Origin of the sequence: Streptomyces odontomachi, assembly GCF_024435355.1 — a bacterium.
In the GTDB taxonomy this organism is placed as follows: domain Bacteria; phylum Actinomycetota; class Actinomycetes; order Streptomycetales; family Streptomycetaceae; genus Streptomyces; species Streptomyces odontomachi.
Window position 1 is genome coordinate 146,868 of record NZ_JAMJWG010000024.1, and the last position, 14,281, is coordinate 161,148.

Genomic DNA, 14,281 nt, shown 5'->3' on the forward strand with positions numbered 1-14,281 from the left:
CCGACAGGGCCTAGGGAGTCCAGTCCCGTCGGCGGGCCCAGGGAACGCCGCGTACCTCGTCGGCCTCGTCGGTGCGGCCCAGCGCGCGAAGGGTTCGGACCAGCCTCGCCTGCGCGTGTTGGGTGCTTTCGTGACTCATGCCGAAGAGGTTCTTGTAGTCGCGGTAGACGCGTTCGTACACCACCCGCGCCGATTCGTGGTCGTCGAGTCTCTCCAGGGTGAGGGCCACGTCCGAGGCATCCCGCAGCGCGTCGAGTGCGGTGGGGCCCTTGGCCGCGGCCCGTCTGGCCGCGACGTCGCGAAAGATCGTCAACGCCGCCGGGTACTCCTGTAGGCCGAACAGGCTCGCGCCCAGGTGGCTGGCCGCGTTCAGCGTGATGTCGTCGTCGGGGTCGAGTCGGGCCCGGCAGCGTCGCAGCGTCTCCTGGTTCAGCCTGAGCGCGGCATGGAAGTCGTCGAGGTCGTTGAGGCAGGTGCCGAGGTTGACCGCCGCGTTCAGCGTGGTGGGATGGTCCTTGCCGAGGGTGGCTTCGCGTTGGGAGAGGACTTTCTTCATGACGGCCGCGGCGGCTTCGCCCTCGCCCAACTCCAGATGGCACGCCGCCTGGCGTTCCGCCACGTAGATGACGTCTACATGCGATTCGAGGAGCCGCCGCGACCATTCGCCGTAGACGGTCCTCGCAAGGATCAGGCCGGCCTTGGAGCGGTTGGCCATGGACAGGTAGTACAGCACGTTCATGACGAGGGTTCGGAAGGTTCCAGGCGTGCTGCTCGGCACACCCGATTCCATCAGATACGAAAGGAGGGTCTGGAGATCGGAAGTCAGAATTCGGTACGTTTTCCAGTGGCCCGGGTCCTCCGGATCGAGGCGCGGCAGCGCGGCGTACTCGTCACGCGCGGCCCGGCAGGCTTCTGCCACGTCGCGATGCGGCTCCCTGAAGAGCTGCCGGATGTTCTGGTGCGCGTCGCGTATGAGCGCATGGGATGCCGTGCTCAATGCCGTGCTCCCGTCGGACCGTCGGGCAGGCGCCTGTCGTCGGGCAGGAGCCTGCGGAAAGACACACCGTTCGCGGCTTCGGGAGCGGACCCGTCGGCGGCGACGCAGGCGAGGCCACGTTCGAGCGGTGTTGCGAGGCGTGCGGCCAGTTCTGCACCGAAGGTCGCCTGCAAGTCGTCGATCGCCTTCTCCAGCAGGGTCATGGCGTGGCTCCACCGCACGGTGGCCGCATCGTAGAGCGCCTGCAAGGCGGTGGACGGACTGCGCCGCAGCAGCGCCGGATAGAGCCGTGCGGCCGCCGCGTCGACCAGTGCCTGCTTTCCGTAGATGCTGAACTCCTTCCGCTCCGTCTCCTCGAAGAGCGCGACCGGGTCCACCAGGTCGGCGAGAATCGGCGCCGCCGCCAGATACGTCAACGCGTCGACGCGGTCGGCGCCTTCCAGGTCGTCGGCTGCCGCGATCGTCTCCTTGCCGAGGTTCAGCAGCAGATCCCGCAGCTCGGGACGGATCTCGGCGGCGAACGCGAGCAGGCCGGCGGCAGCCGCCACGTTTCGATCGGCGAGGACTCGGCGGATTCCGGCGGCGAACGCCGGTCCGGGCAGGCCGTCCTCGGTCGGTGCGACGCATTCCATGGCGGTCGCGTAGATCGGGTCCTCGATCCGCATGCGGTTTTCGACCGGGGCGTAGCCGGGCAGCTCCCGGATGACCTGGAACTCGCGGAGCGCCAAGGCGGCGCGGGCGCAGTCGATGAGCACGTTCCCCTGCGTGCCCTGGAACCAGTCGGGGCCAAGCGCCTGCGTCAGGAATCGCCGCAGATCACGCGGAAATCGCTCACGTTCGAAGAGGCCCGCGATGAAATGATCGACGACATACATATAGAGGTGGAGACTGCGCGCGAAGGAGAGGTATTCGACTTCTTCGAGTGCGGTCACGTCCCGCTCGCGACAGTCGAGAGCGCTGAGTGCCACTTCGAAGCGCACCCGGATATCCGGACGGCCGTAAGCGGTGACACGGCGTTTGTCGGTGTCCCATGGGGGCGACGTCCGGCTGGGCGCGGGCAGGACCGCGAGGGCCCGATCGAGCTCGCGGGAGAGTTCCTCGGCCCTGGGCCCGTGACCGGGATCGTGCGCGGCCAGATGGAGCACGGACAGGCCGATCGCCCGCTCCCCGATGTCGTCGAGCGCGCGGACGATGTGCGTCGAGGTCTCCGGGTCGCGCGCCCGGAGGTGCTCGGCGGCGACGCGCAGCGTTCTCGCCAGCGAACCGGAGGCCGTCGACGCCACTCGTACGATGTCGGCGGGGCCCCGGAAGAAGTGCCGTGATACGAACGCTCTCCACTCCTCGGATGCGTTGAAGGCCGCTGTGATGCCGGCCAGTTCGTCGTGCGTGAAGCCCTTGCCTTTCGCGCGCTGCCCTTCCTGTTGATCTGCCGCCCGTAGCTCTGCCCGTTGACCTGCGGAGTCCTCCGGTGTGTGCGGATGTTCCGAACGGTCGTGCTCGACGGTTCCGAATTGGCTGGAGTTCTCAGCGTAGAAGGCGAGCGTCTCTTCGAGGATCGCGATCGCTTCGGATCGTTCGCCACGGTTCAGGTGCAGGTGCGCGATTCCCGAGAGCATCGAGTACCGGTCGTTGGCGTAGATCTCATGCGTTCGGCCGGCCTCGTCGTCTTTCCCCGACAGCCAGGGGAGCGGTGTGTATCCGCCCCAGTACCAGTCGGTCTCCGGCGCCCCGCGCGCGACCTCGGCCGCACGCGCCAGGTCGTGTCGCGCGAATCTCGTGACCACCGGAATCAGGCGGAGGGTACGGAGTTGGCCGCCCACCGTGCCGGGCCGGGCGCCCGCGTTCTGGAGGGTGGCGAGCGTCTGCTCCACCGCCTCCAGCGTGTCGTCCGAGGCCGGCTCCGGCGTGTCGTCCGAGTCCGACTCCGCGCCGGCGCCGCTGCGCAGGTGCGCGGCCTTCGCCAGGTCGTCCTTCGTCGCGTCCGGCTCGAGGTCGAAGCGGGCAAGGAGCATCCTGGCCGTGCTCGCGTCCACCGGCGCCACGCTCATTGCGGCGGCGACGAGGGTGCTCCCCAGGTCCTGGACGCCACCGGCTTCGAAGACCTCTGACCGCAGCTCGGCCAGCAGCCGTGCCGCGGCCATGTCGTCAAGGCCGTGCCAGGCCCGCACCAACCGTGCGAGCGAGCGGACGCGGGCGAGCGGTGCTGCTTCGGCCAGGCTTCTCTCGGCAGCCTCCAGGATCGCGCGGGTCTGCGCGGAATCGATCTCACGTGACGTGAGTTTCAGGTAGGCGTCGCATCGATCGTCACGGATCTTGCCGGTCAGCGTGCGCGCCCGCACGATGTCCCGCTCCGCGTCGGCGGCCCTGCGGTAGAGGTCGTCCGGGGGCTCGTCCCCCTTCCCGCCGCGCCGCCGTTGCTCCTCCTGCGCACGTTCCCACAGGCGCAGCGCGCGTTCGACGTCGTAAGGGGCCAGCAGGCGTGCCGCGTAGCCCAACGCCTTCTCGGCATCGGGCCACCCGGCGTCCCGCTTGCCCGGTGGAATCATCAGGGCGCACTCGACGACGCGCTCGTTCAGTTCCTGCCGGGTGGGCTGGCCCGGCCCGCACTCGGCGTACCGCGCGATCTCCGCGAGCGCTGCGAACTGGTGGAACGACGGGGTGAGCTCCGAGGCCCGTTCGAGCGCTTCGTTGAGCCGACCGACCCGGGCCATCAGGCCGAACGCGCGGGCGGGTATGGACTTGTTCCAGTGCACCGCCTGGTTGCGGACCACGGACAGGTACAGGATCGGGCTCAGGCCGTGCTCGACGTCCCCGGTCTGGGCGATGTGCCGGGCGATCTGGTCGACCGCGCCGAGGAAGGGCCGCTCGGCCCCGAACTCCGCCCGCACGGCCTGGAGGAAGCCGCCGCAGATCAGGTCGACGGCCCGTGCGCGCGTACGTGGCTTGGCGCCGAGAACGTGGTCGGGCAGGTACTTCAGTCCGTAGCGGTCCACCTTCGACCAGTCGACATCGGCCCAGGCCACGGCCGGCCCCTGGTAGTGCCGTGCGATGCGCTCGTGCCACTCGACCTGGTCGAGCCAGCAGTCCGTGTGCTTCTCCCGGGCGATCGGCCCGGTCAGGAACTCCCCCACGGAAGCGTGGAAAAGGGCGACCCGTCCGTTGTGCCGACGCAGCAGCCAGCGAAGCCGTGCGAGCACGTTGAGAACGGAACGCTCCCAGACGCGCGCCTCGGTCAACCTCATGAGCTGCGCCTCGGTCAGCGGCTCGCGCGCGACGGTGAGCACGCCGAGGATCGGCTGCCCGACGCCTTCCCACGACGGGGTGTACCGGTCCTCCGGCCTGAGCGGGTTCTCGATGTCGAGCAGCCCGAGCCGGTCGATCTCGACGCGGGCCAGTTCCACGAAGAGCCCGTAGATGCCTGCGAGCGTCGGCGGCACGTCCTCCAGCTTGAACAGGCGGTCCGCCAGGTCCGTGTCGTCCGACGCGATCGCGTCCTTCAGGGCCCGGACGTAGCTGACCAGATAGAGGAAGTTCCCCTCCGCACGGCGCGCCGCCTGCCGCAGGAACTGGTCCGGGAACAGTCCCCTGGCCTGGGCCGCTCGGGTCACCTCGGCCGTGGCCAGCGTCTTCTCTGCGTAGGCGAGCAGGTCGCCGGCCACCCGGCTGTCGTGGCCCTCGACGGCGATCTCGGCCAGCCTGTGGTCCGCCGCGGAGCGCAGCAGCCCCAGGGCGGACTGCGGCCGCGAGGTGATCACGATCTTGACGTTGTCCGGCAGGCGCGGCCCGGACGCGAGCCAGGTCAGCAGTTCGGTGTCGCGGTCGACGCGGGCCGCTTCGTCGAGCGCGTCCAGCAGGATGACGATGTCGGGGCCGTCGGGATCGTCGTCGGCCAGCACGCCGGCCGGGCCGAGCAGGGCAAGGTGCGCGAGGTTGTCCGGCTCCAGGAGCCGGGGCTCGACGTTCGCCATGCCGATCTCCACACCCGTGACCCGCCCGCTGAGGCGTCCCACGTGCTGCTCCACGGTCAGCCGCGCGGTCCGGTAGAACGGCGAGACGGTGAGGTCGTCGATGCGTATCCCGGTCGCGCTGCCCTGTGTCTCGATGTCCCCGATGCGTTGCCGGACCGCCACCTCCAGCGCGGCGGGCTCGAACAGCGCCGGGCGCTGTGCGGCCAGTTGGTGGCCGACGGACAGCAGGAAGGAGCCGATGTCGCCGGCCGCCGGGGCGCCCGCGTTCTCGGCGCCGATGAAATAGCGCAGCCAGCTGGGATGCGCGGTCGCCAGGCCCGCCATCAGGCTCGTCTTCCCGGTGCCGGGCTCGCCGCTGATCAGGACCAGGCTCGTGCCCGGCGCGGCGACCGCGGCTTCGATCTCGTCGGTGAGCCAGTCGCGTTCGACGAAATCTCCGCCGGAACGTTCGGCGACCAGCTCTTCGAAGGCGCGTTCCACGGCTCACTCCCCGCCGACGATGTCTGCGGCGATCACTTCTCCGCCCGCCTCGATCCGGCCCGCGCGCGCGTGCGCGTCGATGGTGGCCGAGACGACCTTCGCCCGGACGCCGATCAGGATGCCGGCGACCACGTCGGCTTCCACGCTCCCCCGCACCACCTTCGTGCCGGCGCCGCTGAGCTCGTCGGCGAAGACGATCGGCACCTGATGCACGGCACCGAGCACTCGGCGCAACGCGTCCGCGACCTCGATCACCTGGGGGTCGACGGCGCCCTGAAGCAGCGCGTCACGTCGCTCTCCGGTCACGAACGGTTCCAGGTACGTTCGGCAGAACTCGAGGTCTGCGCGAAAGCCCTCGACGAGCTCCGGGTCCGGCGGGGGTAGTTCACGCGGCTCCGCGACGACTTCGGGTACCACCGATCGCTCTCGCCGCTCGGCCCTGCCCTCCCGGTGCTGCCTGATGACCTCGCCCGCCTGCCCGTACAGAAATCGGATCCCCTCGGTGAGCACGGTCGCGCTGAGGCCCGCCAAGGTCAGGGAGTCCGCCATCTCACACTCTCCTTCGAGGAACGCCGTCGATCAGCCGCGCGACGTGATCCGCACCGGAGCGCTCGCCGGCGAGTTGGCCGAATGGCTGCTCATGACTCGCGTTCATCGCGGGCTCCGTTGCCGATCCGCACTCCGGTGACGTTGCCGGTCTCCCCGATCGAGCCGAGCCGCATCTCGCTCCGGATCTCAGCGCTGCGGTGGTCCGAGAGCTCGGCGTCGACTCCGATGAGCCTGCCGTCGACGGTGTCCGCGGTCGTCGTGGCCTCCGCGCGCACCGGCGCCGCCGAGGAGCGGACGGGGTTGCCGGGCACCGCCTCCGCAGGGTTCGAATCGTCGGCGCAGGGCGGCACGTCGGTGCAGGGCGGCAGGCTCCGGGACGGGACGTGGACCCATGCCCGGCCCTGGAACTTCGCCTCGTCGATTTCGAGCGGCCGGAAGTCCTCCTGCCGCAGCGAGGTGAGGCGGCTGAGCACCAGCTCCTCGTAAAAGCTCTCGGACAGCGCCAACACGAGATTCGCGCCCGATTCCTCGAGCGCCTCGCGCAGGGCCGCCGAGTCGAGCAGCCGGGAGACGTGCACCGGCGCCGGCCCGGAATACCCGTTGGGGGCGTCGACCGCCACGCCGTGATGCATCGCGATCCGCAGCCGCAGCCTCGCGTCGGGCAACCGGTCCTCGTTGAAGGCCGTCAGCTGCGCGTCCAGGTGACGCACGAACGCGTCGACCACCAGCCGCTCGTCCTGATCGCCCGGCAGCACGGCGAGTTCCCCGTCGCCCTGTGGCTGTAAGGCCCATTTCATGCGGTCGAGCCCGGCATCGAAAGCGGCGGCGTCGAGCATGCCCAGCAGGTCGTGCTGTAGTTCGTACTGCCCCTTCGCCGCACGCTTGCTGTACCCCTTCGCGTCGACCGTGACGCACAGGGCACGGAGCTTATGCGTGATCTGTCCTTCTTCCACGAGAACATGATGCTCCGCGACCGGCCTCAGCGTTCCGGTCTAGTGCGGATTCAGCGCCCGGCGATCTCGCGCAGGCGCGCGGCGCCCGTGATGATCAGGTATCGACGGCGGCGCTCCAGGAGCCGTTCCTGCTCGAAGTCCTGGAGCAGTTGCTCGACGGTGCGCAACGAGACCACCGCCAGCGAGGCGAGATCGGCCTGGGTCAGCTCGGGGCCGATGCGCGGGCCCGCATCCGTCTCGTCACCGATCATTTCGATGACGTCGACGAGGACGGCGGCGACTCGCTTCTTGGCCGTCATCGACTGGTACTCGGCTCTGCGTTCGTTCGCCCGTTGCAGCTTGCGTGCCACGACCGCGGAAACCCGCATCGCCTGCTCGGGATGCTGACGCAGGAACGCGGCGAAACCAGCTGCCGGAATCACCCTGGCCCGCACGGATGTCGCCGCCACGACCAGCGCACTGCGCGGTGAGCCGGTCACGAACCCCAGCTCACCGAGCAGGTCGCCGCGGGTGCGCAGGCTGAGCAGCAGCTCGTCCCCGGACGCGGAGAGCGAGCTGACCTTCGTGAGCCCGTCGATCAGGACCATCACGGAGCGGCCCGAGTCGCCTTGGCGCAGCAGAACGTCCCCGCGCGCGTAACGGCGTTCGGCTCCGAGCCGGAGGACCTCGCGGCGCAGCACAGGGTCGAGGTCCGCCACGAACGACGCGGCGGGCCAGTCTTCCGGGTCCGCAGACACAGCCGGAAGATACCCCGGATCACCGTCCCGGGAACGATGCGAGCCGCTGGTGCGGGCCCAGGAAGTTTTCCGGTTTCCCCGGGTAGGGGGGCTGGTCGCCCCCACCCGTCGGAGCCTTTACGAATGGGCGCAACGCGCCCACCCCTTAGGGGCGCGGGGAACTGCGCGAGCAACCCACCACCGGCCGGTGGTCCGGACACGACAGGGTCAGGCCATCAGGTCGGGATCCGCTGGTCGCGCTGCGGATACGTGGCGTAATACCGATAGGTGTCCGGCGGTACCGCCGTCGTGTAGTAGCGGTAGAACATCATCAGGGCGATCCCGCCGGCCGTGAGCAGCGCGATGACCACGGTGCGGAACATGGACGCGTCGCTGAGGGAGTACAGGTATCCGAACGCCGCTCCCGCGAAGGCGCCCCACGCGGCGGCCCGCAGCTCGATCGGCACCCAGCGCGGCAGCTGGTGCAGCAGGAAGGCGAGCGCGGCGACGACGATGCCGCTCACCACGCCGAAGACGACGTTTCCGGTGCTGATCGGCCCGGGCGCTGGCGTGCTGCGGCGCACCTCGGCCGCCCAGAAGCCGTAGGCGATGCCGAGCAGCAGCGGGAGCGCCCAGGCGGCGGTGCCGATCCGCCGGCTGCCGGGCGGCCCGGCCCCGGACCGACCCGCGGGAAGCCCGCGGGGCACGAGTTCCGGGTCTCCGGGTGACGGTACCGACTGGGCCATGGCGGACTCCTCTCGGTGGCGCGTCCTCGTCACGGGCGTCCGTGTCGCGACGGTGTCGCCGTCGCGCACGGCCCGTGTCGCGCGCGTCCGTGCCACCGCCGTGCCCGTGCCACGGACGTTCCTGTCGCGGTACCCCTTTCCGGGACGGCGATGCACGGAGCCGCGCGCCGTGCGCCACCCCGAGCCGGTATCCCGCGTGCCCGCTCGGCGTCCCGGCGCCCCGGCGCTCCCCCCGTCGGCCGGTCCCCGTACCCCCGTCCGGGTCACCCCGGCACCCATCCGCAGTCCTCCCGCTCGCCCCCGGCCCACCGGGGGCGATGTGCTGGGGGGTATGTCCCGGATGCGGCCGTGGGCCATGCTGCGGAACGTTCTGTCGGCGGTGCTGCTCACCGCCGCCTGTGCCCTGGCGCCCCTCGCCTCGTTGTCCCTCTGGGCGCGGTACGAGATCGGCGACACCGACGCCTACGTGGCCACCATGGCCCCGCTCGCGTCCTACGACCCGGTGCAGAACGACGTGGCGACGGCCGTGACCGAAGCGATCATGACCCGGGTGGACCAGCAGGAGGAGCGCTCGGCCGGTGACACCGGCGGCCCGGGCCCGCCCCGGCACAGCGTCGAGGCCTTCGTGCACGACGCCGTACGGTCCTTCACCGGCACCCGGACCTTCCGGACCGCCTGGAACGCCGCCAACCGCGCCACGCACCAGGCGGTGCTCCGCGCCCTGCGCACCGGAGACGACGGCAAGGTCGGCTTCGACATCGCGCCGATCAGCGCGCACGTCAAGGCGCAGCTCATGGCGGACTCGGTGCCGTTCGCCAAGCGCATCCCGGTCGAGCACACGGACGTGACCGTGCTGCCGGCCCACGACCACACGATGTCCCGGAAGGGGTTCCACGTGCTTCAGGTGACCGGCGTGTGGCTGCCCGCCGCTTCGGTGGCCTGCGCCGTGCTGGGCCTGCTGCTGGCGCTACGGCGGCGGCGAGCGGTCGTGGCCACGGCGGCCGGTCTGGCGCTGGGCGCCGGGGTGCTGCTGGCGGCGATCGCGATCGGTCGTGACCTGGCCCTCGGCGACCTGCCGTCGGACGTCTCGCGCGCCTCCGCGGGCGCCGTCTACGACGCGCTCACCCGCACCCTGCGGATCACGTCCTGGGCGGTCCTGGGCACCGGTGCCGTGGTGGCGCTGCTGACGCCCCTGGCCCGGCAGGCGCGGGTGCCGGCCGCCGGCTCCCGCCGGGAAGCACAGGGCGCCCCGGCGGAAACCGCGTCGCGGCGGCCGTGAGGACCCGCCTCCTCGGGGTCCCGTGCGGACCTGCCTTCTCGGGGTCCCGTGCGGACCTGCCTTCTCGGGGTCCCCTGCGGACCTGACCCCTCGGGGCCCCCGCCACCTCGGCTGGATGGACGGGGCAGGTCAGCGAGCGCTGCTGCGGACCGGGTCGCAGGGGGTCGCAGGCGATCGCAGAGGGTCGCAGGGGGCGATAAACGGCTGGTGAACGGCTGCTACACGGCTGTTAGCCTGGCCTCCTGGGAGGTGACGATGAGCGCAGAGCCGCGCCTTCCCGAGCAACGTCGCCCGCCGGCGGCCGACGAGGACCCGGCGAAGATCCCCCGGCTGCGCTTCCGCGTCCTCGGCCCGGTGCAAGTGTGGCGAGGGCACGAGAAGTTGTCCATCGGCAGCCCGCAGTCACGCGCCATGCTGGCCGCCCTGCTGCTGAGGGACGGCCGCACGGTCACCGCGGCGGAGCTGATCGACGCCCTGTGGGGCGATGTCGCGCCCCCGCAGGCACTGGCCGCCGTGCGCACCTACGCGTCCCGGCTGCGCCGGAGCCTCGGCCACGGCGTCCTGGTCAGCGAGTCGGGCGGGTACGCGATCCCGGTGACCGCCGAGTCGCTCGACCTGCTGGACGCCCAACACCGCTGGGACGCCGCCCAGGTGGCGCGTTCCGCGGGTGACCTGCCCAAGGCCCGCCAGCAGCTGCACGCGGGGCTCACGCTGTGGGACGGCGAGCCGCTGGCCGGCATGCCCGGTCCCTTCGCCGACACCCAGCGCGCCCGCCTCAAGGAGTGGCGGCTGCAACTGCTGGAGGCCCGGCTCGACATCGACCTGGAGCTGGGCCGGCACGGCGAGGTGGTCTCGGAGCTGACCGAGCTGGCGGCCGCGTACCCGATGCGCGAGCGGCTGCGGGAGCTGCTGATGCTGGCGCTGTACCGCAGCGGCCGGCAGGGCGAGGCGCTGGCCGTCTACGCGGACCTGCGCCGGCTGCTCGCCGAGGAGTTGGGCGTCGATCCGGGTCCCCACATGGCGTTCCTGCAAGAGCGCATCCTGGCCGCCGACCCGAGCCTGACCCGGACCGGGGTGGAGCCGGCGGGCGAGACGGCGCCGTCCTCCGCCGGGCAGGTGCGGCCGACCCAGCTGCCCGCCACCGTCCCCGACTTCACGGGGCGCACGGAGGTGGTGGAGCACCTGGTGGGGCGGCTCACCGAGACCTCCGCACCGTCGATGGTGATCGAGGCGGTCGTGGGCTTCCCCGGCGCGGGGAAGACGACGCTCGCCGTGCATGTCGCGCACGCGGTGCGCAGCGCCTTCCCGGACGGCCAGCTGTATGTGCACCTCCAGGCGCCGAACGGCCGCCCGGCCGAGCCCGCGTCGGTGCTCGGTGCCTTCCTGCGCGCCCTGGGCACCGCCGACACGGCGATCCCCGACACCCTCCAGGAACGCGCCGCGCTGTACCGCTCCATCCTGACCGACCGCCGGGTCCTGGTGCTGCTGGACGACGCCCACGACGCGGCCCAGGTGCGCCCCCTGCTGCCCGGCACCGAAGGCTGTGCCGCCCTGATCACCTCGCGGGTGCGCATGGTCGACCTGGTCGGCGCCGACATGGTGGACCTGGACGTGATGTCCCCCGAAGAGGGACTCAGGCTCCTCACCGCCGTCGTGGGCGAGGAGCGGGTCGCCGCCGAACAGGAGGCGGCGGTGGACGTGGTGGCCGCGTGCGGTCACCTGCCGCTGGCGATCCGCATCGTCGCCGCCCGGCTGGCCGCCCGCCGCACCTGGACCATCGCCCACCTCGCCGCCCGGCTCGGCGACCCGAGCCGCCGCCTGGACGAACTCCAGGCCGGTGACCTCGCCGTCCGGCGCGTCCTCGAACCGGCCTACGGGCGACTCGGTCCCGCCCAGGCCCGTGCCCTGCGTCTGCTCGGCCTGCCGGACGGCCCGGACTTCTCCCTGGACGCCGCCGCTGCCCTGCTCGACCTGCCGGCCGCGCGCACCGAGGACCTGTTGGAGACCCTGGTCGACGCGTCCCTGCTGGGGTCCACCGCACCGGGCCGCTACCGCTTCCACGACCTCGTACGCCTCTACGCCCGCTCCTGCGCCGAACGCGACGAGACGCCCGCGGAGCGGGACACGGCGCTCTCCCGGTTGCTGGACTTCTACCTGGCCACCGCCGCCGGCGTCTACGGCATCGCACGCCCCGGCGACCGGCTGGTGGAGCATCTGGAACCCACCGAGCACCCCGGGCTCGCCTTCCCCCACCGAAGGGCCGGGCTCGACTGGCTGCTCGCCGAGTCGGGTCCCCTGCTCGCCTGCGTCAGGCAGTGCGCCACCGGACCCTTCCTGCGCAAGGCCGCCGATCTGCTCATGGCTGCGGTCGACCTGACCGAGTCCGGGGCGCACACGCAGCAGTACGAGGAGGTGGCCCGCACGGTGGACGCCGCCGCGCAGGCCGCCGGCGACCACCGGTCGAAGGGACGGGCCCGGCTGTTCCTGACCCTCGTGAGCAGGGCCAACGGACAGCTCCAGGAAGCCGACGACGAGGCGTTACGGGCACTGGACGCCGCGACGGCGGCCGCGGACGGCCTGGTGCTGTCCTGGGTGCCCAGCCAGCGCGGCACCATCGCCCTGCACGAACACCGCTACGCCGCCGCGCGTACCCAGTTCGAGCAGGCCGTCACCGCGTTCCACGACGACGGAAACCGGCCGGGCGAGGCGACCGCCCTGTCCCACCTCTCGCTGGTGCACCTGAAGCTCGACGACACGACGACCGCGTCCGCCCTGGCGCAGCGCGGCGCCCGGCTCTCCTCGGGCCAGGGCCCGGACCTCCAGTTCGTCGACAACAGGTACGCGCTCGGTCTCGTGCTGCTCCGGGAGGGGCGGCACGCGGCGGCGATGAAGCACTTCACGGACGCGCTGGAGATCCTCCGCGAAGGCGGCCAACTGCGCGACGAGAGCATGGCCCACTACCGGCTCGCCGAGGTGCACCTGGCGACGGGGCAGCCCGCCTCGGCCGTGACCCACGCAGAACAGGCGCTGGCGCTGGACGTGCCGGGCATCAGATGGCGCCGCGGCGCCTTCCTCACGGTCCTCGGCAAGGCCCTGCTGGCGACCGGCGAGCCCGGGCGCGCGGGAACCTGCTGGCGCGAGGCCCTCTCGGTGTACGAGACGTACGGCAGGCTGTCCACACCGGAGGCGGCGGAGGTGCGCTCCCTGCTCGGCAGGACGCCCGCCTGAACACCGGCCGACGGCCGCGGTTCCCCGATGGCCATACTCGTCGGGGAAGGCCCCGGGGTAGGCCTCGGGGCAGGTCGGCAGAGATCCGCGCATGTGGGCGGTGTGGACGGTGGAGCGTGGCAGACGAGGCCGCAGGCGCCTGGGCGGGGGACGACGACGCGCCGGGCGGTGCGCCGCCCGGCGGTGACCGGCGGACCCGGCGCAGGGGCGGCGGCATCCGGGCCTGGCTCGCGGCCCTGCTGCTCGCCGGGGTCAGCGTGCTCGCCGGCTGCCGGGCCGCCGACACGGACGCGGTCACGCCCGTGCCGCAGCTGCTCGCCTTCTGGCCCTGGCTGCTCGCCCCCACCCTTCTCGCGCTGCTGCTCGCTGCGCTCGCCCGGTCCCGCACCGGCCTGCTCTGGGGTCTGCTGCTGCTCGGCACCATCGCCTGGTTCATGGAGCCGTACGGCAAGGTGACGGAACCGCACGGCGCCCCGGTCGCCGAGCTGCGCGTACTGACCTCGAACGTGGAGGTCGGCCGGGCCACCGGGTCCCTGATCACCGCAGTGCGCCGCGAGCGTCCCGACCTCGTGTTCGTCGAGGAGTGCGACGCCCGCTGCTTCGACCTGCTCGACGACGCCTTCGGCCCGGCCCGGACGACGGCCGGCAAGGAACCGGCGCCCCGGGGCGGCTACCCCTACCGGCAGGCCGTCCGGGCGCCCGGTTCGCACGGCTCGGTGATCCTCAGCCGCTACCCGCTCCGGCCCGCCGCCGCCGTCCGCGGCACCATGGGCATGCCCGGTGCCGTCGCCACGGTGCAGGGGCGCCCGGTACGGCTGCAACTCGCGCACCCGATGCCTCCGCTGCCCGGCGGGCTCGACGCCTGGCGGTCCGAGCTGGGGGCGCTGCGGGACTTCGCCGCCCGGACCGGCGGCGACGACCCGACCATCCTCGCGGGCGACTTCAACGCCTCGCAGGACCACGCCGCGTTCCGGCGGATCCTGGACACCGGCCTGCGGGACGGCGCACGCCTTGCCGGTGCCGCCCGCGCGCCCAGTTGGCCGTCGCGCACCACGCCGACGCTCGGCGCGCAGATCGACCACGTGCTGGTGAGCCCGGGCTTCTCGGCCCACGACGCCCGTTTCCTCACCCTCGCGCACACCGACCACCGGGCGCTGCGGATCGATCTCGCGCTGCACGGCTAGGTTCCGTGTGTCGGCCGGACGTGGAGCCGGCCTCCCCCGGCTGCCCAAGGCATGCGGACCGCACGGTGGGAGAGCGGCCCGCACGGTGGGGGGTGGCGGCGGGGGGAGGCCGGAGCTGGTGACGACGTGACGGCTGGTGCCCTGTGAACTGGCTTGTGTCGTGGGGGGGGGGGGGGGGGGG

General features: G+C 72.1%; 9 protein-coding genes. 3 read left to right on the forward strand and 6 right to left on the reverse strand.

Annotated features, from left to right (window positions below):
* Nucleotides 1-10: 10 nt before the first annotated feature.
* The 6 genes from NQO67_RS36100 to NQO67_RS36125 all read right to left on the reverse strand — a co-directional run bounded on the left by NQO67_RS36100 (nt 11) and on the right by NQO67_RS36125 (nt 8,409).
* Entirely contained in the window at nt 11-997 is a 987-nt protein-coding gene (locus NQO67_RS36100; protein ID WP_255954673.1) for a tetratricopeptide repeat protein, read from the reverse strand.
* Complete coding sequence (locus NQO67_RS36105; protein ID WP_255954674.1) at nt 994-5,445, reverse strand: ATP-binding protein; 4,452 nt, start codon at nt 5,443-5,445, stop codon at nt 994-996. Before NQO67_RS36105 ends, NQO67_RS36100 begins: the two co-directional genes overlap by 4 nt.
* Before the next feature lie 3 nt (nt 5,446-5,448).
* Nucleotides 5,449-5,994, reverse strand: a complete 546-nt coding sequence (locus NQO67_RS36110) for a hypothetical protein (RefSeq protein WP_255954675.1) — start codon at nt 5,992-5,994, stop codon at nt 5,449-5,451.
* Nucleotides 5,995-6,083: 89 nt separating this feature from the next.
* Nucleotides 6,084-6,947 carry a nucleotidyl cyclase domain-containing protein gene (locus NQO67_RS36115; protein WP_255954676.1) on the reverse strand — a complete coding sequence of 288 codons (864 nt, stop codon included), beginning with the start codon at nt 6,945-6,947 and terminating at the stop codon, nt 6,084-6,086.
* Nucleotides 6,948-6,997: 50 nt separating this feature from the next.
* Nucleotides 6,998-7,684, reverse strand: a complete 687-nt coding sequence (locus tag NQO67_RS36120; RefSeq protein ID WP_255954677.1) for a Crp/Fnr family transcriptional regulator — start codon at nt 7,682-7,684, stop codon at nt 6,998-7,000.
* 215 nt (nt 7,685-7,899) lie between these two features.
* The gene (locus tag NQO67_RS36125) at nt 7,900-8,409 is read right to left on the reverse strand and encodes a hypothetical protein (RefSeq protein WP_255954678.1); all 510 of its coding nucleotides are present in this window, start codon (nt 8,407-8,409) and stop codon (nt 7,900-7,902) included.
* Nucleotides 8,410-8,740: 331 nt separating this feature from the next.
* Here NQO67_RS36125 and NQO67_RS36130 point away from each other — a divergent pair, with 331 nt between their 5' ends.
* The 3 genes from NQO67_RS36130 to NQO67_RS36140 all read left to right on the forward strand — a co-directional run bounded on the left by NQO67_RS36130 (nt 8,741) and on the right by NQO67_RS36140 (nt 14,100).
* Entirely contained in the window at nt 8,741-9,688 is a 948-nt protein-coding gene (locus NQO67_RS36130) for a hypothetical protein (protein ID WP_255954679.1), read from the forward strand.
* A 255-nt stretch (nt 9,689-9,943) separates the two neighbouring features.
* Nucleotides 9,944-12,916 carry an AfsR/SARP family transcriptional regulator gene (locus tag NQO67_RS36135; RefSeq protein ID WP_255954680.1) on the forward strand — a complete coding sequence of 991 codons (2,973 nt, stop codon included), beginning with the start codon at nt 9,944-9,946 and terminating at the stop codon, nt 12,914-12,916.
* Nucleotides 12,917-13,032: 116 nt separating this feature from the next.
* On the forward strand, nt 13,033-14,100 hold the full coding sequence (locus NQO67_RS36140) for an endonuclease/exonuclease/phosphatase family protein (protein ID WP_374119243.1): 1,068 nt from the start codon (nt 13,033-13,035) through the stop codon (nt 14,098-14,100).
* The last annotated feature ends 181 nt before the right edge of the window (nt 14,101-14,281 follow it).

What these genes read in the sequence shown, in the direction of transcription:
- NQO67_RS36110 (WP_255954675.1), bottom strand. Translation starts at nt 5,994, where the DNA reads ATGGCGGACTCCCTGACCTTGGCGGGCCTCAGCGCGACCGTGCTCACC.
- NQO67_RS36125 (WP_255954678.1), bottom strand. Translation starts at nt 8,409, where the DNA reads ATGGCCCAGTCGGTACCGTCACCCGGAGACCCGGAACTCGTGCCCCGC.
- NQO67_RS36130 (WP_255954679.1), top strand. Translation starts at nt 8,741, where the DNA reads ATGTCCCGGATGCGGCCGTGGGCCATGCTGCGGAACGTTCTGTCGGCG.
- NQO67_RS36135 (WP_255954680.1), top strand. Translation starts at nt 9,944, where the DNA reads ATGAGCGCAGAGCCGCGCCTTCCCGAGCAACGTCGCCCGCCGGCGGCC.